Raw genomic sequence first — 21720 nt, 5'->3', positions numbered from 1 at the left:
TTTTAAAGGGATTGTTTTGAGACAACAACCCGGATACGTTTTAGTGCTCCAATATTAGCGAATTTTCGCTAGAAAGGCAAAATAATCACATCTGAGGCGCCTACATTCTAATAATTTCCATTTGTTTTGATAATTTGGCGTACTTGGAAAGCGTTGAGCTTTACATTACAAAAAGTGTCCGCTGTACTCCTTGCCGGGGACAGACGCACCCATCAAAACTAAAAACCATATCAGACATCATGCTGCAACACACGCTATTGTTGTTTCAAACTGCTGAGGGCCTCGACCGGGAAGGCGAAGGCGTTGGTACTCAGAGTTTCTTTGACATTATCACTCAGGGCGGCCCGCTCGGAATTATCATCGTACTTGTGCTGTTGGTACTTTCAGTTATGGCCATCTACATCTTTGTCGAGCGCTACCTCACCATTAAGCGGGCCGGTAAGATCGATGAGAACTTCATGAATAACATCCGGGCTAACGTACAATCGGGCAATATCAATGGTGCGAAGGCACTGTGCCAGACGACTGATTCTCCCGTGGCTCGCATGGTGGAAAAGGGGCTGCAGCGCATCGGCAAGCCGCTTCGCGATATCGACGCCGCTATTGAGAATGTAGGCAACCTTGAGATTTTCAAGCTGGAGAAGAACCTTTCCACCCTGGCCAGTATTGCTGGTGCCGCGCCTATGATCGGCTTCTTTGGTACGGTGACGGGTATGATCCTGGCCTTCTACAAAATGGCAACCGAGCAGAACGTAACGCCGGATGTACTGGCGGGCGGTATCTATCAGGCCCTGATTACCACGGCTTTCGGGCTGTTCATCGGTATCCTGGCTTTCGTTGGTTACAACCTTCTGGTGGCCAGTGTAGAGAAAGTCGTCTTTAAAATGGAGCGCACCACAGTAGAGTTTATGGACCTGCTGCAGGAGCCTTCCGCCTAAATTAACGTACCATGGGACTAAAAAAGCGGAGCAAGGTGAGCGCGGAATTCAGTATGTCGTCTCTGACGGACATCATCTTTCTGTTGCTGATCTTTTTCATGCTCACTTCCACGCTCGTACGCATTCAGCCCTTTGAGCTGCCGAAGTCGGATTCTAAGACGGTAGCTTCCACTTCTATTGTGGTGACGCTGGAAAAGAACGGGCGCACCACTGTAAACAATAATGAGACGGTTGCCCGCAATCTGGAACGTGCCCTGCGCATGGAAGTCCGAACCTCTGACAACCGTGACAATGCGGCCATCACCATCGTCGCGGAAATGGGTACCCCTTTTGACCGGGTTGTAGAGGTGATGGAAATCGCCAACCGGTTGAAGGTTAACGCGATTATTGCGACCGAGCCTCGATCATAAGCTAAAAAACTAAAGCATGGGCATTAAAAAACGAAGTAAAGTTTCTGCGGAGTTTAGTATGTCTTCTCTGACGGATATTATTTTTCTGTTGTTGATTTTCTTTATGCTGACTTCTTCTCTTGTGGCACCCAATGCCCTGAATTTGAAGTTGCCGAGCAGCTCCCGGAGCAGTAGCCCCAGCAGCAGTCAGGTTGAGGATGTGCGCATCAGCCGTTCGGGCAATTACTTTCTGGACAACCGGCGCCGGTCGCTGGGAGACATGGAAAAAGAAATCCGCCGCATTTCCAGGAGCAGCAAGCCCAGCATCACCATTTCTCCAGAGGAGGGCACCCCAACTGAGCACGTCGTCGCTATCATGGATTTGGCGATGCGCTACAAGGTCAATGGCGTGCTGGCTACGGAAAAGGACTGATGGCGGACGTTAAGTTTATGTGAATCCCGGCCTTCGGAAGAGGATTTGTGCAGAAAAGGCGTTAAGTTGAGTATACGCCAATGCTTAAAAGAAAAATACTATGGCAGTAGATACCCGAGTAACCCAGGAAGACGAGCAGAATAAGAAACGCGGCATGATTGTCAGCGTTGCCGTGCACGTCGTACTTTTGATGCTGGCTGTTTTGCCCCTGTTGACCTTCCCGGACCCGCCTCCGGGGCAGGAAGGCATTTTGGTCAACCTTGGCTTACCGGATGTGGGCGAGGGCAGTGAAAACGCCGGCCCGGCACCTGCGGTAGAGGAAGACCCGGTGGACATCCCTCAGGAGGAAACCGCTCCTCCCCCACCCGCTGAATCCGAGCCTGAGCCGGAGCCCGAGCGGGAGGTTATCACTGCTGACGATAGCGAGGTAGCCATCCAAAAGGAAAAAGACCGCAAGCGTAAGGAGCAGGAAGCCAAGGAACGCAGGGAGCGCGAGCAGGAAGAAGCCCGCAAACGTGCCGAGGCAGAGGCCCGCCGCAAAGCGGAAGAGGCTCAGCGCCAGAAGGAAGCCGAGGCAGCTAACCTGAAAGAATCCCTGGGCGGGCTGTTTGGTGATGGAGACGGCAAAGGCAATACCGGTACAGCAGGTAATCAGGGTGACCCGAATGGAGATCCGAATTCTGATATCCTGACGGGGATCAGCACCGGTTCTGGCACCGTTGGTGGCGGACTCGGCAGCCGCGGTGTAGCCCGCACCCACAAGCCACAGGATAATTCACAGGAACAGGGAATGGTAGTGGTGAAGGTCTGTGTAGACCGGTCTGGAAAGGTAATCTCAGCGGATTTTACGCAAAAAGGGTCTACAGCGACCAGTTCCCGCCTCAAAAACCTAGCGATCAGCTCAGCCAAGCGCTGGCAATTCGCGCCTGGCCAGGTGGATAAGCAGTGTGGTACGATTACTTATAATTTTAGGGCGCAGTAAGAGCTGCTTACTTAACAAATACAATGCCCGGAATTCGTTGAATTCCGGGCATTGTATTTGTTAAGCTACACGTTAATTTTATGTCAAGGTGCTCCAAACTTTGTGACGCACTAAGCCCCCCTGCGTTATAAAGAGGTATCATCAAACGACACTTGTTTATGACCAATCGTGAAATCCGTGGTATTGCCGGGCAGTTATGCTTAGTCTTGCTTTCTTTGCTGCCGATGTATGTTTGCGCTATGCAAGACCGTAATGATGCTCCTGAGGAGCAGTATGAACAACAGCTTGAATCTTCCCGCGATGAGCGCGCTTAATGCTGCTTTTACTTCGTAGCTTTGCCCCCCTAATCCAACTCTTATGGCAAAGCGGACTTACCCTGAAACTTTAGCTTTTCTTTTTGAGCAACTGCCCATGTTCCAGCGGGTGGGGCCTATGGCTTTCAAAAAAGACCTGACCAATATCAGGGCGCTTTGTGAAGCCCTGGGGCAACCACATGAGCGACTGCGGGCCATTCACATCGCCGGCACGAACGGAAAGGGGTCCACTGCGCATATGCTGGCATCGGTATTGCAGGCAGCAGGGCTCAAGGTTGGTCTTTATACTTCCCCTCACTACCGCGATTTTCGTGAGCGGATAAAAATTAACGGGGAACTGATGCCCGAAGAGGCAGTGGTGGATTTTGTGGAACAGTATGAAACGCTTTTTCAGACCATCAAGCCTTCCTTTTTTGAAATTACGGTAGCTATGGCATTCGACTATTTTGCGAAGAAAGAGGTCGACTGGGCTGTGGTGGAAGTTGGCATGGGTGGGCGTTTGGACTCTACTAATATCCTGATGCCGGAGCTGTGCGTTATTACGAATATCAGCTACGACCACATGCAATTTCTTGGAGAGACCCTGCCGGAAATTGCCGGAGAAAAGGCAGGCATTATCAAGCCGGGGATACAGGTAGTGATTAGCGAGACGCAGGAGGAGACACAGGAGGTTTTTCTCAAAAAGGCCGCAGAGGAGAGTGCGCCAATCATTTTTGCGGACCAGCAGTACGAAGCACGTTTAGTTCAATCCGGATTTGAAGTAAGTCACTACGATATTTATAGGAAGGGTGCCCTACACCTGGAACAACTGGAGTTAAACGCCTACGGCGAGTACCAGCGAAAAAACTTACAAGCCGTGCTGCAGGCTATAGAGTGGCTTCACCCCAAACAGCTGGTTTCAGAAATCCAACTTCGGGCCGGGCTCCGGGAGCTTCTGGCAAGCACCCGCTTCATAGGCAGGTGGCAGGTTTTGGGCAAAACGCCCCTAATACTTTGCGATAGCGCACATAACGAAGCCGGAATTTCCATGGCTATGCAGGAACTTGATCGCTTGTCCTATGAGAAATTGCATATAGTCTATGGCATGGTCAGCGATAAAGACCCCGAAAAAGTCTTGCGGCTATTGCCCAGAGAAGCGACCTATTATTTTGCGCGCCCTGACATACCACGTGGACTGGAAGCAGCGAAACTGGCGGAAGTCGCTCGACGCCTTAGTCTTAAAGGCTTAGTGTACCCGAGCGTGAATGAAGCCCTGGAAGCAGCCCGCAATGAGGCAGGTGCCGAAGATTTGATTTATGTAGGCGGCAGTATCTTTGTGGTGGCAGAAGTGGTCTAATCTTCTTCGATTTTCTCATAACGTACACGTATGGCGTAATCGGTTGTCCTGAGTTTCCCACGTTTCTTTTCGGCATAAACCGCAGTGAATATCCCACCAAAGAGTAAGATTAAGGACGCGTAAAAAACCCATAACATAATCACCATCACGGAACTGGCAGCGTCGTAGAGATCGGTGGTTTGAGATTGATCTATGTAAAAACTGATGCCATAGCGGCCGATGCCGAAAAGAACGGTGGTCAAGAGGGCACCGACGATTGTATCCTGCCACTTCAATCGCGCATCGGGCAAGTAGCGGAACAGCAATGTAAATAAAACGCTGACGACTACGATAGGCAGAGCGACAGAAGCGACCTTGGTAATGAGCAGGGAAATTTCCGGGATAAAGCGCCCAAGGTAACCGCTCAGCGCGTCCAGCAGGGTTTCGATGACCAATGACACCAATAGTATAAAGCCAATGCTCAACAGTAAAGCAAAAGAGGTTAACCGGTCAAACAGCATCTTTAGGAGACCTGCCTTTTCCGGCTTGGGCTGCACCCCATACATGCGGTTGAGCGCGCGCTGAATCGTGGCAAAAACCGTAGTGGAGGTAAAAAGCAACGCTCCTATACTCACTGCGGAGGTGCCCCAGCTTCCCTGAAACAGCCCAATCTGATCTAAGGTAGTCGCCAGCTGCGCGGCACTGTCCTGCCCCACAATCTCAGCAATTTCTCCAAAAATGGTTTTCCGGATCGCGTTGCGGTCGTAGAATACCGTTGTGGAATAAATGATGACCATCAGCATAGGCGGCAGAGAGAAAATAGTGTAGTAAGACAGGCTTGCTGCATAGGTGAAAGCCTCCCGCTCTGAGAAACGCTGTACGGTGGTTTTGAGAATTTGGAAGTAAAACTGACCCTTTGATTTGAGTTGGTCTATGCTCATGATGGTGGTTGTTGTTCTTCTGCCGGGGCAGCTTCATCAGTTGGCGGGGTGTAATGCTCATTTACCTTTTCCAGCATTTGCTCCAGAAACAGCAGCCAGGAGGGCTTCCCCGCGCTCGCTGCACTTTCCTTGTATAGCATTGAGGCTAAGCCCCCTGCCCCCAGCGGAATGAGAATCTTGCGGATGATATTGCTTTTGACCGTTGCCTCTGTGTTTTTGAAGCCCGCTCCAATGGCCTGACGGGTCACTTTCATCTCCAGTTTAAGAAGTTCTTTCCGGCGGCGAAGGTCCGAAAGGCTATGAATTTGGCGGTTAGGTTTGTCGTGTTCCATAGGGCTAATCATTTTGGAAGAATACTTTAATAATCCGGCTCAGAATGGGGTTGGTAATGATGATCCTGCGGAAAATCAGTAAGAACAAAGTGAGCACCGCATATCCTCCGCTCACTGCGAGGAATGCCTTTGGGTAAGATCCCCACTGCTCGCCCCAGTAGATGCCCAGTGCCAGAGAGGCAAACATCAAAATCATGAGGAAAAGCAGTGCAAGCACGAAAATGGTAATGGCCAAAGACAGGCTTCGGGAAACCCGTTCCGCCATGTCCAGCTTGAAGTACTCCAGCTGTTGTTGAAAATAAGCTTTGGAATAACCGTAGACTTCTCCCACGGCCTCAGAAATGGAATCCGTTGGTTTCATATTGTTTTTGTGCTAATGAGGTGCAATGGTGTAGGTATCCAATTTACAAAAAATGGGCAACTGGAGCGATTCCATTTGCCCATTCTGTTCACTAATGCTTTTTGCACGCTTGTAGCGTAACCTGAAGTCTTGAGGGTTTGAAGCGGACAATCAGGTAGTTAGGTTATGCAGGAGCACGAATCTGGACAGATTGTGATTCCTGTTCAACATATTCGTTATCGGCTTCCGTTTTGCTTGCTGAGCTCCCGTGCTTTGCGCTGTATGTTATCAATAGCGTAATTGATGCCAGCCTGGAAATCTTCGCTTGCGCCTTCGACGTTGGATGCGGTGCGCTGGAACTGGGTCTTTAGCGTATCGCCGGTTTTGCTAATGTAATCGCGGCTTTGCTCGTAAGCTTGGTTGAGGTTGGTAGATAAGCGGTTAGCCTGATCATTCAACTTAGTAGACAACTCACCTGCCTGACGGTTCAGATTTTCTGAAATATGATCAGCCTGTTCTTTAGCTTTTTTGCCATATTCATTGGCTTTGTCGGCTGCTTCAGAGCGTACTTCGCGCCCTTTGTCGCTATTCAGCCAATACCCGAGTGCGCCGCCGGCGATCAATCCTAATCCTAATGCTATCTTTTCTTTAGTTGACTTTTCCATCTTACAGATTTTTTTGGTTTGTAATTAGTCTTACTCTTTTTACATTATTAAAACAACGAAATTCGAGCGCACGTTCACTTTTTACCAACTAAATGAGAAAAAAAAACACATTTTGCGGATTATTTTTTCATTTTTGATTTAATTCGTCTTCAGAATAAGAAATTTTGCTCAATGGAGATAGAAAACCACCTATCTAGGAACATACGCTTCCTTCGTAAATCGCGCCACTGGAGCCAGGAAGAGCTCGCCAATCAGCTGCAAATAAAGCGGAGCAATATTGCCGCGTATGAAAGTAAGAACGTGGAGCCCCGCCTAAGCCTTATATTAAGGATGGCTAAACTTTTCGACGTCAACATGGCTGAGCTGATACATACCGATATTGCCCTCAATGGTGGTGTCCGCCAAGCCTTCCAGCAGCCGGAACCCGATAATACGCCGCCACTTTTCTCTGCGGCCCTTAGCGGGCAGATTTCTGCCGAAGCGCTGGACAGCTTTGTGGAGCAGTCCCTGAGCGTGCGCAAGATGCTGGAAGGGTTCAAGATATTTTATGAATACAAAAAGGAAGCCAGTGCTGCTGACCAAAGCTCGGGCAGTGCAGTGGATATTGACAACTTCCTTGATTTGATTGGGCATATGATCAACCTCAATGAGTCGCTCATTGATCTTTTGAGGCAAAATGATGCTGAAGAGTAGTACCTGTTTTCACAAAAAATGATTAAATAAAATCACTTTAATCCTATTTAGTCACTCCTTGTGCTTTTTTTTAACCAAAATCCTTGAAAACGCTGGATCGTAGACTTTGGCACGGCTTTTGAACTATTGTTTGTGTATTTAATCAACAATTGATCATTAACCAAACTAAATATATGTCTACCTTAGAATTCAGTCAAGCATTTAATGGATTGGAAAGTATCCTGTTCTCTTTTGCAATGAAGCTGACCCGCAACCGGGAAGATGCAAAAGACCTAATGCAAGAGACCGCCATGCGTGCCTACAGGCACCGCGAGAAGTTTACGGTCGGCACAAATTTTAAAAGCTGGTGCTCTACCATCATGCGCAATACCTTTATCAACCAGTACCGCAAGAAGAAATTGCGCCGCAATGTGAATGAGCCGATTGAAAGCTTTCTGTTTGCGGTCGAGAATAAGAATGTCATTCCCAATCGTGGTGAAATGAACATCCGCATGAAAGAATACAAAACAATCTTTGGTGAAATTGGCGATATCTATAGCGTACCATTCCTGATGTTTTACAAAGGCTATGAGTACAAAGAGATTGCCAGCCACCTCGAAATTCCGATCGGCACGGTGAAAAGCCGCATCTTCCTGGCGCGGAAGAAGCTGAGAGACTTGATTAAAGAGCGCTACGGTGTCCGTCCGGACCACAATGGTTAATGCTTGATGATGCCCATTTACCGATGAAGACAAAAAACAACCCCAATTAACCCTTGAAAGATCACAATGATGACAAATGGGCATTGCTTCGGCAGTGCCCATTCTTTTTTTTATGCAAAATCTATATATGAAAACCATAAATTTTCTCCTAACCTGCCTGTTTGCAACCCTATTCCTAGCCACCCTCAGCAACTGTGGATACGAAGCCAACGAAGGCACAACCAACCAAACGGTAGCGGAAGCCGCCGATACGATTTCCCCACCAGCTGACGAAACTGATGGTGCGGATAATGTCCAAGGCTACCACACAGTACAGATGTCTACGGTTTATAAAGATCTGATCCCAGTGCCGGAAGCCGTCATGGAAGGTGAAAACACCTATGCTGCTTATTACCCGGGGGAAGCAGTGTTCGATTTTTCGCCGGACCGCTATGTCTTCCGCTATCTCATTCCAGATAAAGATGTGGATGTAGAGATCCTTAATCAGCAAACCCGGCAGCCCCCGCTTTTTAAGACCTCCTGTGCCCGGGCGGAAGTGCCATTGGAGTGCTCTAATTCCGCTTACCTCGCTTATAATGAGGCTCAGGCGACGCCACTAAACCGGACCGTTTATGCCTATGTCACGGTGAATGAAAACGGGGAGCTGGAAAGAATAGATCACATCCAACCTGCCAATAATGCTGCCTGCAGCCAATGCAGGGCGAGAGCGCAGGCTTTCCTGGATAATCTGCCCAAGTGGGAACCAGCGTCCTTTAATGGTTCAGCGGTAAAGGCACAACTCATCCTGCCCGTTAAAATTTGAACCTTGTAAACCAAAGCTCAAGATTTAAGCTGCCCTTCGGAATATCTCCGAAGGGCTTTTTTTAGGACTTGTATTTACGGTTGAAGTAGTTGGAAATACGGTATCGGGCATGGTCGTATTCATTGAGGAATTTTTCTGCATCGCTGTAGACATCGCTGCTCAGCAACTCGCTGACAGGCTGTAGTGGGGCAATATGTTCCATGACGACCTTGAGCACAGCTACAAAAGGCAGTGCCAGAATTAATCCTGATACGCCCCAAATCATACCACCAACAAACAGGAATACGATAGCGGCAAAGGGGTTGATGCTTACGCTGCTACCTACTACTTTGGGTGTGATGAAATTGCCCTCCAGCGTTTGAATGCTCATATACAGCAGGACCACTGCCGCAGGTTGCCAAAGCGTACCCGTTGTAGCTAGCGCATAGACAAAGGGAAAGGTGCCACCCAGCGTTGTCCCTATGTAGGGTATGATCGCCAGGCAAGCCGCCAGAAAGCCCCAGAAAGCTGCATAGTTGATGCCAATCAGCCATAAACCAATACTATTTAGAACTCCCAGAATCAAGATCACCGCTAACAGCCCGGTCAAATATTCCTTCAAAACGCGCTCTACCTGTTCCATAATCACCATCGCTTCATCCCGCTTGGACCGGCTGAACTGCATCAGGAAAAAGTTTTTGAAGGAGGTACGGTATAGCATAATGAAAAAAGTGAAGAGCACGGTCAGCAAAATACTAATCAGCATATTAGAGCCGGAGCTCAGGCTTTGCCCTAAAATCTGAAGCGGCGCCTCAATGAGCTGGCTAAAATTAGACTTGAGCGATTCCTCTATGCTGAAGGTATCCAGATTGACGTATTGTTCCACAAAGGCGATGACCTGCTCCAAACCACTGCGCAGCTTCCGCCCAATTGCTGGAATATCGTTGATCACTGTAGCAAACTGCACAGAAAACAACACAAGCAGCCCTATGAGCGGCAAAAGAGCGATAATCATGGATAAAAAAATAGCTAGTGGTATGTAGGAGATGTACCGCTCCAGCCACCTTGAGATAGGCAGCAAAAGAAAGGAAAACAAAGCTGCAAAAGCAATGGGGGACAAAATACTCTGACCAATGATGGTGATATACCCGCCCAGAAATAAGATAATCAGCAGGGAGGATAATCGGTGCAGGTTTAACGTGTCGTTTTGCATACAGGTCTTTAGTTAATAATAGGTGAGTAGGGACAATTTATACCCAAGGTATTCGGAATACCGCAAAATTGCAAAGGGCTCCAAGGGAAGCAACAGCGTGATTGGACCGGATTATTCGACAGCCTACAAGGCTATCAAACACTTTCGGCTCAATCCACCAGAAATGAATCCCTTGGAGCCCTTATTTCTTCAATTAAAGTATGACCGTTTCTTAAGCGCTCGCACGCTCTTTCACTCTTACCTTATCCATAAATTCGACAAGGTCCATGTCTGCGTACATGCCATAAGAAGATACGATTATTCCCTTATCTCCGCTGTGTGTTTCAACAGCAAATAAAATCGATAAGTCGCTTGGGTTGGACATGCCCTCAAACCGGTGATACTCAACAATCGACATATCACCTGATTTGTACTTTTTCTTATTGTTCAGATTGCGCATCCACTTCTTCTCTTCTAACTTAAAGTCGTCTTTGAAGCCTCGCTTGCGTAGTGCCTGCGTAGCATGTGCTACAGAGGTGTATTGGTTGAGTTTCATCACATATGCATTTCTATTTAATCAGGGTATCCAATGGGGGATGAATGGAAACGACTATTGTCTCACCATATAAAAGCAGAACCTGATTCAAAATGTATTTTGTTTGTGTTTATAGTTAAGCATTGCCGGAAGAGAGAACCTCCGGCAATGCATACATTATTTGTTGATTCTTAGGCAGTGACGTTTGCTTCTTTCTTAGCTTTCCAGGCATCGAGCATCCAACTGGACTTCTCGAGATCTGCGAGGAAACCACCAATCATGTCTATTGTACCTTCATCTTCCACCTTATCAGCACTGCGGATAATTTCACGCATGTTGTCGATGATAATCCGGTGGTTCTCCAGAATGGTTTCCACCATTTCAAACTCATCTTCCAGGATATCTGATTCCTTCACGGCGGCGCGGTCAAGATAAGAGGACAACTTACTGACGGGGCGCAAGCGCAGGGTTAATACGCGCTCCGCAATCTCATCAATCTTTTCCCGGGCATCGTCATATAACTCTTCGAACTTTTCGTGTAAATCAAAAAAGTTTTCGCCATCCACATTCCAGTGGAAATTCCGCAGGTTTTGATAGTAGATGTGGTAATTGGACAGCAGGTCATTTAAGCGGTCTACTGTTTTTGCTACTTCTTTACGATCTAATCCTAAATAATTCATATTCAGTTGTTTCGAGTTTTATTTTCAATTATAGAACGACTTCACCCCGTCCATGTTCGAAACAACCTGTATCTGATTATTTATCGATAAAGTCCTTGCGGTTGATCCCAAGCTTACGCATTTTAGAGGCCAAGGTCCGGGAGTTCAACTCCAGAAGTGTAGCGGCGCCTTTGGGCCCGCTGATACGCCAGTTGGAACGGCGCAAGGCTTCAATAATGTAGTCCCTTTGCATTTCTTCGAATGGCTTAAAGACCTGGGAATAACTCTTTCTGCCTATAGTCTGATTCGAAGACTTGTGATAGGCATCCGAAAGCGAAAGCGATTTGCCTTTGGAAATAATCACAGCCCGTTCAATCATATTCTCCAGCTCCCTAATGTTCCCAGGAAATTCGTAGCGCATCAACTCGTCCAGGTCGGCTTGGCTGATGTGCTCTATTTCTTTTCCTTGCTTGGCTGCAAACTTTTTGACAAAATGCCGGACCAGCAACGGAATATCCGCTCTCCTTTCCCGTAAGGGCAGGTTCTGAATCGGAAACACATTGAGCCGGTAGTAAAGGTCTTCCCGGAAGGCGCCTTCATTAACGAGGTCCACCAGGTTTCGATTGGTAGCGGCTACTACGCGGACATCCGCGCTCAGGGTGGCGGTGCCCCCTACCCGCTCGAACTCGCCCTCCTGTAGTACGCGGAGGAACTTCGACTGAAGCTCTAATGGAAGCTCACCGACCTCATCCAGGAAAATGGTCCCGCCATCTGCCAGTTCAAAACGCCCTTTTTTGCGCTGATAAGCATTGGTAAATGCACCTTTCTCGTGGCCAAACAGCTCACTTTCAATTAAATTCGCCGGCAGGGCTGCACAATTGACCTTGATCATCGGCTCATCCTTACGCTTGCTTAGAGCGTGAATAGACCGGGCGAGCAATTCTTTGCCGGTCCCTGTCTCCCCAATGATCAAAACGGTAGCCTCCGTAGCAGCTACCTGCTCTACCTGATGCAAAACCGTTTTGTAAGCTTTGCTCTCGCTTATGATGTTTTCGAAGTTGTAATTGACCTTAATTTCTTCCTTGAGCAGGGTATTTTCTGTCTGCAGCCGGTCGGAAAGCTCCTGTACTTTATCCAGGGCAGCAGCCAGTTCTTCGTTTTTTGCCTTTCTGGCAGAAATGTCCCTTAAAAAAGCACAGGCATAATCCTTGCCTTCAAAGCTGATGAAATTGATATATACCTCAACGGGCAACCATTGCCCATTTGCCTTGCGCACCTCTGTTTCCTTGTAAATCACCCGTTGGGCATCTAATGCCTTCCATAAATCCTGGAAAGCCAGTGCTGCATCCTTATGGAAAAGCTCATCCCATAGCTCGAAGGCTTCGTAGCCGAGGTTTTTGTAGGCGGTTTGGTTAACGAATTTGAAAGCGCCGGTGTCGTCCACCCAGAAGATCATATCCACCGCTTCATCCAGCGTAAACTGGGAAAGGCGAAGGCGTTCATCCCGGGCTTTTTTGCGGCGCCAGTCCTTGGCAAAGACGCAGTTGATCTCTTTGTCTTTGTACCGGATGAGGTTCATGGAACAGTACACCGGAATGACCGTCCCGTCTTTTGCTTTCAGCTCCCCTTCCCAATCCAGCACCCGGTGTTCCCGCAGTGCAGCCCATGATTCGGCCCTGTTTTCAGCGGAGAAGTTGTGCACCAGTTTGTCCACCTTCATCGCTTTGAGCTCAGCGTTGGTGTAGCCCAGCTTTTCTCGCGTCGCAAGGTTACCATAGAGAAATGAGCCATCGGCGGTTTCCCAGAATATCATTTCCCGGGCGTGGTCCAGCGTGTACTGGGTGAGCTCCAGGCCTTCCTGTCCGGATTTCAACTCGGTAATGTCCTGTAGGGCCCCGTATAGTTTGATGGTTTGGAATTCAGACTTCTCCGGAACAATGGTCACCGACATTTTGCTGTAGTGGCCTTCAGGCTGTTGTACCTGCAGGTCAAAACGGCAAGGCTCGCCTGACTCAATAGCGCTCCGGATATTCAGGTCGAAGGCTTTGTGGTCTTCTGGCGGCAGCCGGTCTTCCAGAAGCGCGGTCCACTGCTCCTTGTCCAAATGTTGGTTGGGAATGCGCAACAGGGCATAGACGCCTTCGGTCAGCATGATGCGGTTGGTCACAAGGTCCCATTCCCAGCCCCCTACCTGACTAACCTCCGTGGTGAGGCGCAGCAGTTTTTTGTAACGGTTGGCATGGAGGAGGTTTTTGACACTTACCAGGCAATAGGGCTCCCCATCGTGCTCAATGAGGGACAGCCGTAATTGGACTGGGAACAGCATCTCGGATGCATTCATGAACTCTGTCTCCATTTCCAGGTGACGAGCTTCCACTAATTGTTTCCATTTCTTCCGCCACTGAATGAGGCTCAAGTGAGGGTTGATCTCAAAAATCCGTTTATTGGACAGCAGTTGGGCTTCATAACCCAGCTCCTGCGCCACACGGTTAGAGGCTAGATGGATGCTGCCGTCTTTGCACACGATTAGCGTCCCAAAGCCAAAGGATTCTAAGACTTTCTGGTAATTGACCAAATTGTTCGAGGCTCTAATTTCGGAACCCCCCGGCATGGAGAGCGAACGGCTCATCATTGTCAGGTTTGTCTGTTTCCAGTATGAGTGTTTATGACGAACAGGCCATCCTTGATCCACTCAGGCAATATAGGAAGTAAACCCTTGCCTCAAGCGATGCAGGAACGGCACTGTTGGTACTTTTCAGTAAATCAGGTTTTTTGGCAATCTTGGCTTCTGCGGTAGGGGAAATAGATGTTCCCGATCCGTAGTTGATCGTACAAACCCTGACTCAAACAATAAGAATAAAGGGTTTTCTTGAGAAAATCACGTTTCGTACGGCTTCAAAAGGTATGACTTCTCGAATGCATACCCGACAGATTTTCGCATTATAGTCGTACGGAGACCTTACACACGACTGAGTTTGAGGTAAATGCTAATAAATTGAAGCATCCTTTCGGCGGCGGTCGAGTTCTTCTACGATGATTTTTTCCACCAGGCTGGCATCCCGGACTGCCCGGTATTTTTTGTTCAGGAATATGTTGCCCGCCGTAAAGCCAATAATCGAAAGAGGCACCATAGCAAGTGTTGCATACACGCCAATAGAATAGTCGAGGCTCTGAAATAAGAAACAGAAGGCAATCCAAAGCGTGGTGGAAGCTCCGATGATGAATACGATACGCCTGTAGTAGGCATGCAACTGTACTTTCATGTCTAACTGCCTAAGCAAGTCCTGCAATTCGGGCGTAGAATAACACTGTGCCCCAAAAGACAATATTTGCAGGAACTCATCATTGGCTTCCCGCTCTATTCTTTTTAACTGACGGTCGAGAAAGTACTGTTTCATCAAGCCGGTAACTTTTTAACGCTTTTACTATGGTTTTGACAGGATGACGATGGTTGGATGCATGGATGAAACACCTGCAATGCAGGATTTAATCTACAGCAACGGTATTTACGACCAAAAATAAGATAAATTAGCCGGAGAAGTCATCTCTTGACAGCTTCTTAACATCGGTTTAAGAAAGGTTGTTTAAACTTTGCTTCTGTTATACGCAACACGAAGTGGTCACCTACTGGCGCTGACGGCCAGCACGGGGAACGATAAATGTCGGGCTTACAGTCCAGACATTCATCGTCTGGGTCACTGATCCAGACATTCATCGTCTGGGATCTTGGATTTGCGACATCGGCCACTGACGAAGCGTAGCTTGTCAGGGCAAGCGCAAGCCACTTCCCAGCGTAAATGCTGACCCTCCTGCCTTTAAGGTAGTCAAAGCCCAAAGGCGACGGGACACGGGCAAGCATTGAGTAGGTTTGCTGTGGCAAACCACTTAATCGTCAGTATATCGCTCCAAGGGACGGACAGGAGCGAACACCTGCTATACGGAAGCCGTTTCCCGAGTGAACCAAACCAAACGTAAATGGCCATCCTAGGCAGCATTGTCAAATCTGCAATTACTTTAAAGCACAATTTTAGCACCGATAAGGAAAACCCCGTGACACAGCAGGAGGAGCAACTTCTCAAGCTGCTACAAACCGCCAACGCCACTGCTTTTGGCATCTACTACGGCTTCTCAGCCCTTAGTAAAGCTGACGATCTGATAGCTGCTTATCAACAGGAAGTTCCAATTTTCGACTATGACCGGATGCACAACGCCTGGTGGGCAAAGCAACAGCAACGACCAGATATCACTTGGCCAGGCAAGCCTGAATATTTTGCGCTCAGTTCCGGAACCACTGGCAAGGAAAGCAAACGCATTCCTGTTACAGAAGCCATGCTGGACTCCATCAGGTCGGTGGGCATTGCACAAGCGGAACATCTGGCACAATTTGACCTGCCTCCCGAGCTATTTGAAAAAGAAATCCTAATGCTCAGTAGTTCTGCACAGCTGCAGCAGCACCCCAACGGGCATCTGGAAGGAGAGATTAGCGGCATCAACACCAACAACATACCTGGGTGGTTTAGTGGCTTCTACCGTCCGGGGATTGAAATTGCTCAAATCGACAGCTGGGATGACCGGGTGAGGGCCATCGCGGAAGCAGCTCCGGACTGGGACATTGGAGCACTCGCTGGCATCCCCTCATGGATACAACTGATGCTGCAGGAGATTGTCAATTACCACAAACTGGATAATATCCATGAAATTTGGCCAAGCCTTTCTCTTTACGCTACGGGCGGGGTGGCATTCGAGCCTTACCGTAAAAGTCTGGAAAAACTGCTGGCACGGCCGTTGGTCTACCTTGATACCTATCTGGCATCAGAGGGTTTCTTCGCCTACAATGCCCGCCCCGGCACTATGAATATGCGGCTTGCTGTAAGCCATGGCATCTTTTACGAATTTATCCCCTTTGATGAACGCGGCTTTGATGAAATGGGCCACCTGCTCGACAACCCTGAAGTTTTCACCCTGCAGGATGTTGAGGAAGGCGTAGACTATGCACTTTTGGTTTCCACCCCTGCCGGCGCATACCGCTACATGATTGGTGACACCATTAAGTTTACAGACCTGGATCAGTTGGAAATCAAAATTTCCGGGCGGACCAAATACTTTCTCAATGTGGTAGGTTCGCAACTGTCAGAAGAAAAGATGAATGCCGCTATTCAGGAGCTGAGCGAAGGTCTGGGCATGCCGGTTAATGAGTTTGCTGTGGCGGCCATGAAGAATGAAGAGGGCGATTTTATTCATCAGTGGGTTATTGCTGCTTCTGAGGACGTTGATGAGGTGGAGGCTGCGGTGTGCCTCGACGAAGCATTGAAGTCCAGGAATAAAAATTACGCAGTAGCCCGCAGTAAAGGGCTCAAGTCAGTAAAGCTTACCGCTTTAGCTGAGTCTGCCATATACGATTGGCTGGAACAACGAAAGAAAAAAGGAGGACAGATGAAAATGCCCCGCGTGCTAAAAACTGAACAAATGCAGGACCTGCTGGACTTTAGCCGTAAGGCCGTGACCATCTAAAGCAACTGATCAATAGTCAATGCATTGGCAGGTGACCCCTGAGCGATCATCGCGACCTCGTCAGGCGACAGGTAGTACAACTCGATGCGGCGTTTGTAGGAAGGAGATAAGCCTGAGTGGTCTAAAATGTACTTTTTGGTCGCGATGATCGATTCTGCAAAACCGTGCTCCACGGCAAAAATGTCAGCAATACGCTCTGCGCCAGCCCTGTAATTGGTCAGCAGGAGGTACCCCAGGCCAAATTGCACCATTCTCAACAGGCCTCTGTGGAGGTAATCACAGATATGCCCTAGCTCATGGGCAAACCAACCGACCAGCACTTTTTCGGGTAGTTCGTGGATAGCAATTCGGTCTTCCACATGCATGTTGTCGGTAACGTTGATGAGATAGGACCGTCTGGAAGGGGAGAAAAATGCCCAGTTGAGTATGGGCTGGGCATTCATAGTTGTTTTAGCCATTTTGCGTTGCCTGACGACGATTTTTTGGCGGTGCAGTTCAGGGAATGCCTGAAACGCTTTCAGAAAGCAGGCTTTGATGTGATCAGACTGTAATCCTTCGAACTGAACTGGCATATTCTGCTGTATTTTCTTTTTTTCAGAACGCCAGGAACTACCAAGTGTTCAGCTTCGAACATGCTACCACCCGCCTCGTTCTATCTATAAACAACTCATTACAAATAACTTATGACAAACCTTTTGAATAAGCTGCTTTATGCATTCTTCTCGGCTTTGGTCTTTACGAACAGCCTGGTAGCGCAGGCACCTGCTTCCAGTGATAGCCCTTACAGCGATCAAAGATTCGCGACACCGGATGATCCGGCCTGGTATGAAACGCCTTCAGTATGGATAGCTCTCGTGCTGCTGCTGATCGTGCTGATCGTGCTCCGAATGCGCAAAAAGCAAGAGAAGTATACCTGATTAAAGTCAAAAGAGACTAGCCCTCAGTTTGAAAAATTAAACCAAACCAAATCTATAATATGATTGACGAAAAGCAATTTAATACGCTGGCGAAGATGAAAGGCTCAAATTTGCTTTCCATATACATTCCCACCTATCGTGCCAACCATAGCCAGGAAGATCAAATACGGTACAAAAATGCCTTGAAAGCTGCACAGGGTCAGTTAACGCAAAGAGGCATTAGCGAAAAGGATGCCGATCATTTACTCCGGCCAGCCCGGGAATTGCTGGAACAAGAACGTTTCTGGTCCTATCTTTCTGATGGCTTAGCTGTTTTTATTGGGCCAGATAATTTCTTCCACTACGAAATCCTGCCTGTTACGTTCGATACTTATGTATTTGTCGGAGAAACCTTTCACCTAAGCCCTATGCTGCCGGTACTGGGTGGAAGCAGCCGGTTTTTTCTGCTCGCGCTTAGTCAGAATGAAGTACGTTTCTTCGAAGGCGACCAGTATAGCATTACCCCGGTAAAGATTGATGATTTGGTACCTACCGGTGGTATGAAAGATGCTTTTGTACTGTCCGATTCACACGATGCGCTGCAGCATCACAGCAGTGGACGTGACGGTGGTGAAAATGCCATCTACCATGGACAAGGTATCGGGCAGGATGACAAGAAAAAGGATATTGAAGCCTACTTTCGCGAGGTCAATAAAGGGCTTATGGAAATGCTCTATGACGAAAAGCCACCTATGGTTGTTGCCTGTGTAGACTTCCTGCTGCCAATTTATCAGTCAGTTAACGAGTATGGCAACTTATTTACAGAAAACATTAGCGGCAATCCGGAACAGCTGAATCCGGCCATGCTGCACGAAAAAGCCTGGAACATCATCAGCCGGCACTTTGAATCGCAGCAGGCGGAAGACCTGAACCGATTTCAGGCGGCGATGGCAAAAGACCGGGCATCAGCAGCGCCTCAGCAAATCGTGCCTGCCGCAGCCTATGAAAAGGTGGATACGCTGTTCATTAAGAAAGGGGAGCACTTGATGGGGCAATTTGATTATGACAAAAACGAGCTTACGCTAGGTAAGCGTGATGAATATCGTGATTTGCTTGATTTGGCAGCTGTTCAGACACATCTCAATGGCGGGCGAGTCTACTGGCTCGATGCCGAAGAGATGCCTGTCCCTACAGCAAGCGCCAACGCGATATACAGATTTGAATAGTTTTGGTTTGTACAGCCCATCCGTACGGATGGGCTTGCCATTAGTTTCGGGACATTAATTTGTCCTAATCTCGAATCCAGAGCTGGCTTTTATGCCAGTGGAGCCCGCCAAGATTGGCGGGCTTTTTTTATTCCTATCCATCCTGCCGCGCGAAGACCCGCTTTAGCAAATCGGTGGTACGGGCACTCACATTATTGCGTATTTCCCGCTCCTTTTTCTCCACCATATCAAACAATCCCGACAGGGCCTGACGCGTCACGTAGTCATCCAAATCAGGGTCTGCTTTGTCTACAAATGGGATTTTATTGTAGGCATTCACAGCGTCTCCCCAATATTGACGGGCATTAAACTTGTCCAGGGAGTTCACGATCACAGGGTTGAACTCGTCATACAGCTTGGTGTAAGTCACCCGGTTGAGGTAAGCAGTGGCCGCGTCATCATTACCGGTAAGAATGTCAAGCGCATCGCGGAAAGTCATGCTGCGGATGGCATCCACAAAGATAGGCTTGGCTTTGGCAGCGGCATCTTCAGCGCCGCGGTTGATTTTTTCAAGAATGATTTCTTCCACCTGATTAAAGCCGGGCACATTCTGAAGGCGGTCCGCTACTTTTCGGGCTTCTTCCGGCAACAGTATTTTGTAGGGACTCTTGTAGTAGCCGTTTTCCTGAGACAGGCGCTGCGCACCTTCGGAAATACCGAATTCAAGGGCTTGCTTTAGGCCTTTGCCGATTTCTTCATTGGTCAGGCCAGCTTCACCGGCATTTGCAATGGTTTCCAGCGTAGATTGAATTTGCTGGCTGGTACAACCGATGAAAAGAGAGGCCCCGAGGAGCATTACAGTTAATTGTCGCACAATAGTATTCCGGTTCATTGTTATTTTTTGACTTGTGACGAAAGGGTTGTCCAAAAAGTAACGGCATCACCCTGCTGTTAAGTTTGGTCATTTTAGTTTTTTTACCAGTTGCAGGTACGAAAGGTCCATATTGCCACCATTAACCATCACCCAGGCTCCATCCACCCGTCCACCGAGCGGAGGGTTTAATTTCCGGAGCCGGACAAGATACCCGGTTACATTATCAAAAGCTACAATGCGATCGACAATGCGATCAACTACCGTCTCCAGGAGTTTGGCGGGCGTTTTCATCTCCAGCTGGCAAATGAAGTAAAGCAATTCGTAATTAACAGTAGTAGCAGCCGGTTCATCCTCCTCTATTTCGTCTTCCTCCATTTCCTCATATAGCTCGTCGGTCGCGGCAGCCAGTTCGATATCAGCATTGACAATCACGTCGAGCACAAAGGTATTGCCTAGCACCTGTTCCTCTTCGTAGTATCCGTGCCGGGCAAAAAATCGTACGCCTTCGAGTGCAATAGTAGCCATGGTGATGCATTTTTGTCAAAAATAGGCACCTGCGCCCTCAAATTACAATTGGGCGAACCTCAGTTGTCAAAAAAACGTAGCAACTAGGTACGATGGTGGTGCAGAAACCCCTAAATGATTACCTTTGAGGCTACTTAGCCAAATAAAAGAACTTTTTATGCATAGCAATGGACATGCCCCTAACGGCACTATAGAAAAAAAAGCCCGGGAAGACCGCTTCCAGGGCCATGATTACTACATGCTGGATGATTTGCTAAAGGATGACCACCTCCTGGCGCGCGATGCGGTGCGCACCTGGGTAAAACAGGAAGTCAGCCCCATCATCGAGGAGTACGCAGAACGGGCAGAATGCCCCCAATACCTCTACAAAGGCCTGGCAGAAATCGGTGCTTTCGGGCCCAATATCCCGGCAGAGTACGGCGGTGGCGGAATGGATGAAATCGCCTACGGCCTGATCATGCAGGAGCTGGAGCGGGGCGACTCTGGTATTCGTTCTATGGCATCTGTACAGGGTTCGCTCGTGATGTACCCGATTTGGAAGTATGCCTCTGAGGAGCAAAAGCGCAAGTACCTCCCTAAATTGGGCAATGGTGAATTTATCGGCTGCTTCGGCCTGACAGAGCCCGACCATGGCTCTAACCCGGGCGGGATGGTGACCAATATCAAGGATGATGGCGATGCCTACATCCTGAATGGAGCCAAAATGTGGATTACCAACTCTCCGGTGGCTGATATCGCAGTGGTGTGGGCAAAAGATGAAGAAGGCAAAATCCGCGGCATGGTCGTTGAGAAAGACATGCCGGGTTTCTCTGCGCCTGAAATCCATGGCAAATGGTCCCTGCGGGCTTCCATCACCGGTGAGCTGGTGTTTGAAGACGTACGGGTGCCCAAGGCTAATGTTTTCCCGGATATTAAAGGCCTGCGCGGCCCGCTGTCCTGCCTGTCTAAGGCTCGCTTTGGTATTGCCTGGGGCGCTATCGGAGCGGCGATGGACTGTTATGATTCTGCGTTGCGCTACTCCCTGGAGCGGGAACAATTTGGCCGGCCAATTGGCGGCTTCCAGCTGACGCAAAAGAAACTGGCGGAAATGATTACCGAAATCACCAAAGCGCAGTTGCTGGCCTGGCGTTTAGGCACCCTTGCCAATGAGGGCAAAGTGACCCCGGCGCAGATTTCGATGGCCAAGCGCAACAACGTACATATGGCGCTGGAAGTGGCACGGGAGGCCCGACAAATCCACGGTGGCATGGGTATCACCAACGAGTACCCGGTCATGCGCCACATGATGAACCTGGAGACAGTGCTGACCTACGAAGGCACCCATGACATTCACCTGCTCATCACCGGCCATGATGTTACCGGCCTGAATGCCTTTAGCTAAAATGAACGGCCGGCAGCAGCGCCATTGGCATTGCTGCCGGCTTCCTCCCTTCGCAGTGACCGCCTCAGCAAGCGATTTTCGGGCACATTTATGCTAAAAATCTGTTTTCATTCGTTAT

The 21720-nt window shown here is 48.7% G+C and carries 25 protein-coding genes; 13 read left to right on the top strand and 12 right to left on the bottom strand.

Annotated elements, in window-relative coordinates:
- Positions 1 to 239: 239 nt before the first annotated feature.
- The 6 genes from MRY86_RS16065 (at position 240) to MRY86_RS16040 (ending at position 4392) form a co-directional block, all read left to right on the top strand.
- On the top strand, positions 240 to 938 hold the full coding sequence (locus MRY86_RS16065) for a MotA/TolQ/ExbB proton channel family protein (protein WP_044145311.1): 699 nt from the start codon (positions 240 to 242) through the stop codon (positions 936 to 938).
- Positions 939 to 949: 11 nt separating this feature from the next.
- Positions 950 to 1348, top strand: coding sequence for a biopolymer transporter ExbD (locus tag MRY86_RS16060; RefSeq protein ID WP_293569898.1), 399 nt, complete (start codon positions 950 to 952; stop codon positions 1346 to 1348).
- Positions 1349 to 1364: 16 nt separating this feature from the next.
- Positions 1365 to 1760 (top strand): biopolymer transporter ExbD, encoded by a 396-nt coding sequence (locus tag MRY86_RS16055; RefSeq protein WP_293569896.1) that lies wholly within the window; start codon positions 1365 to 1367, stop codon positions 1758 to 1760.
- 100 nt (positions 1761 to 1860) lie between these two features.
- Positions 1861 to 2742 (top strand): energy transducer TonB, encoded by an 882-nt coding sequence (locus tag MRY86_RS16050; protein WP_293569894.1) that lies wholly within the window; start codon positions 1861 to 1863, stop codon positions 2740 to 2742.
- Positions 2743 to 2900: 158 nt separating this feature from the next.
- Positions 2901 to 3056 (top strand): hypothetical protein, encoded by a 156-nt coding sequence (locus MRY86_RS16045; protein WP_160213597.1) that lies wholly within the window; start codon positions 2901 to 2903, stop codon positions 3054 to 3056.
- Positions 3057 to 3099: 43 nt separating this feature from the next.
- Positions 3100 to 4392: a folylpolyglutamate synthase/dihydrofolate synthase family protein gene (locus MRY86_RS16040; RefSeq protein WP_293569889.1), complete on the top strand. Its 1293-nt coding sequence runs from the start codon at positions 3100 to 3102 to the stop codon at positions 4390 to 4392.
- Here MRY86_RS16040 and MRY86_RS16035 read toward each other — a convergent pair.
- The 4 genes from MRY86_RS16035 to MRY86_RS16020 form a co-directional block, all read right to left on the bottom strand.
- Positions 4389 to 5312, bottom strand: coding sequence for a YihY/virulence factor BrkB family protein (locus tag MRY86_RS16035; RefSeq protein WP_293569887.1), 924 nt, complete (start codon positions 5310 to 5312; stop codon positions 4389 to 4391). The genes MRY86_RS16040 and MRY86_RS16035 overlap by 4 nt on opposite strands.
- A complete protein-coding gene (locus MRY86_RS16030; RefSeq protein ID WP_293569885.1) occupies positions 5309 to 5644 on the bottom strand; it encodes a hypothetical protein in 336 nt (111 codons plus the stop codon). The genes MRY86_RS16035 and MRY86_RS16030 overlap by 4 nt, the downstream gene beginning before the upstream one ends.
- A gap of 4 nt (positions 5645 to 5648) precedes the next feature.
- Positions 5649 to 6005, bottom strand: a complete 357-nt coding sequence (locus MRY86_RS16025; protein ID WP_293569883.1) for a phage holin family protein — start codon at positions 6003 to 6005, stop codon at positions 5649 to 5651.
- A 215-nt stretch (positions 6006 to 6220) separates the two neighbouring features.
- Complete coding sequence (locus MRY86_RS16020) at positions 6221 to 6649, bottom strand: YtxH domain-containing protein (RefSeq protein ID WP_293569881.1); 429 nt, start codon at positions 6647 to 6649, stop codon at positions 6221 to 6223.
- Between the two features lie 171 nt (positions 6650 to 6820).
- Between MRY86_RS16020 and MRY86_RS16015 the strand changes: the two genes are divergently transcribed.
- The 3 genes from MRY86_RS16015 to MRY86_RS16005 all read left to right on the top strand — a co-directional run bounded on the left by MRY86_RS16015 (position 6821) and on the right by MRY86_RS16005 (position 8845).
- The gene (locus MRY86_RS16015; RefSeq protein WP_293569879.1) at positions 6821 to 7342 is read left to right on the top strand and encodes a helix-turn-helix transcriptional regulator; all 522 of its coding nucleotides are present in this window, start codon (positions 6821 to 6823) and stop codon (positions 7340 to 7342) included.
- Between the two features lie 173 nt (positions 7343 to 7515).
- Positions 7516 to 8043, top strand: coding sequence for an RNA polymerase sigma factor (locus tag MRY86_RS16010; protein WP_293569877.1), 528 nt, complete (start codon positions 7516 to 7518; stop codon positions 8041 to 8043).
- A 127-nt stretch (positions 8044 to 8170) separates the two neighbouring features.
- Complete coding sequence (locus MRY86_RS16005; RefSeq protein ID WP_293569875.1) at positions 8171 to 8845, top strand: hypothetical protein; 675 nt, start codon at positions 8171 to 8173, stop codon at positions 8843 to 8845.
- Between the two features lie 61 nt (positions 8846 to 8906).
- Here MRY86_RS16005 and MRY86_RS16000 read toward each other — a convergent pair whose 3' ends face one another.
- The 5 genes from MRY86_RS16000 to MRY86_RS15980 form a co-directional block, all read right to left on the bottom strand.
- Complete coding sequence (locus MRY86_RS16000) at positions 8907 to 10037, bottom strand: AI-2E family transporter (RefSeq protein WP_293569873.1); 1131 nt, start codon at positions 10035 to 10037, stop codon at positions 8907 to 8909.
- A gap of 211 nt (positions 10038 to 10248) precedes the next feature.
- Complete coding sequence (locus MRY86_RS15995) at positions 10249 to 10572, bottom strand: hypothetical protein (RefSeq protein WP_293569871.1); 324 nt, start codon at positions 10570 to 10572, stop codon at positions 10249 to 10251.
- A gap of 170 nt (positions 10573 to 10742) precedes the next feature.
- Positions 10743 to 11231 carry a DNA starvation/stationary phase protection protein gene (locus MRY86_RS15990; protein ID WP_293569869.1) on the bottom strand — a complete coding sequence of 163 codons (489 nt, stop codon included), beginning with the start codon at positions 11229 to 11231 and terminating at the stop codon, positions 10743 to 10745.
- A gap of 76 nt (positions 11232 to 11307) precedes the next feature.
- Complete coding sequence (locus MRY86_RS15985; protein WP_293569867.1) at positions 11308 to 13839, bottom strand: sigma 54-interacting transcriptional regulator; 2532 nt, start codon at positions 13837 to 13839, stop codon at positions 11308 to 11310.
- Between the two features lie 358 nt (positions 13840 to 14197).
- Entirely contained in the window at positions 14198 to 14608 is a 411-nt protein-coding gene (locus MRY86_RS15980; protein ID WP_293569865.1) for a hypothetical protein, read from the bottom strand.
- Between the two features lie 577 nt (positions 14609 to 15185).
- Here MRY86_RS15980 and MRY86_RS15975 point away from each other — a divergent pair.
- Positions 15186 to 16721, top strand: a complete 1536-nt coding sequence (locus MRY86_RS15975; protein WP_293569863.1) for a GH3 auxin-responsive promoter family protein — start codon at positions 15186 to 15188, stop codon at positions 16719 to 16721.
- Here MRY86_RS15975 and MRY86_RS15970 read toward each other — a convergent pair.
- Positions 16718 to 17293: a hypothetical protein gene (locus tag MRY86_RS15970; RefSeq protein ID WP_293569861.1), complete on the bottom strand. Its 576-nt coding sequence runs from the start codon at positions 17291 to 17293 to the stop codon at positions 16718 to 16720. The genes MRY86_RS15975 and MRY86_RS15970 overlap by 4 nt on opposite strands.
- Before the next feature lie 111 nt (positions 17294 to 17404).
- Here MRY86_RS15970 and MRY86_RS15965 point away from each other — a divergent pair, with 111 nt between their 5' ends.
- Positions 17405 to 17638, top strand: coding sequence for a hypothetical protein (locus MRY86_RS15965; RefSeq protein ID WP_293571645.1), 234 nt, complete (start codon positions 17405 to 17407; stop codon positions 17636 to 17638).
- A 59-nt stretch (positions 17639 to 17697) separates the two neighbouring features.
- Positions 17698 to 18843: a hypothetical protein gene (locus MRY86_RS15960; protein WP_293566061.1), complete on the top strand. Its 1146-nt coding sequence runs from the start codon at positions 17698 to 17700 to the stop codon at positions 18841 to 18843.
- Positions 18844 to 18976: 133 nt separating this feature from the next.
- Here the strand turns inward: MRY86_RS15960 and MRY86_RS15955 are convergent, their stop codons facing one another.
- The gene (locus MRY86_RS15955; RefSeq protein WP_293566059.1) at positions 18977 to 19714 is read right to left on the bottom strand and encodes a DUF4197 domain-containing protein; all 738 of its coding nucleotides are present in this window, start codon (positions 19712 to 19714) and stop codon (positions 18977 to 18979) included.
- Positions 19715 to 19783: 69 nt separating this feature from the next.
- Positions 19784 to 20221 carry a dihydroneopterin aldolase gene (locus MRY86_RS15950; protein ID WP_293566057.1) on the bottom strand — a complete coding sequence of 146 codons (438 nt, stop codon included), beginning with the start codon at positions 20219 to 20221 and terminating at the stop codon, positions 19784 to 19786.
- 157 nt (positions 20222 to 20378) lie between these two features.
- Between MRY86_RS15950 and MRY86_RS15945 the strand changes: the two genes are divergently transcribed.
- The gene (locus MRY86_RS15945) at positions 20379 to 21602 is read left to right on the top strand and encodes an acyl-CoA dehydrogenase family protein (RefSeq protein ID WP_293566055.1); all 1224 of its coding nucleotides are present in this window, start codon (positions 20379 to 20381) and stop codon (positions 21600 to 21602) included.
- Positions 21603 to 21720: the final 118 nt, after the last annotated feature.

It is taken from the genome of Phaeodactylibacter sp. (assembly GCF_022763345.1).
Taxonomy (GTDB): domain Bacteria; phylum Bacteroidota; class Bacteroidia; order Chitinophagales; family Saprospiraceae; genus Phaeodactylibacter.
The sequence above is the reverse complement of the archived record's forward strand: the minus strand, read 5'-3'. Positions and strand labels throughout refer to the sequence as shown.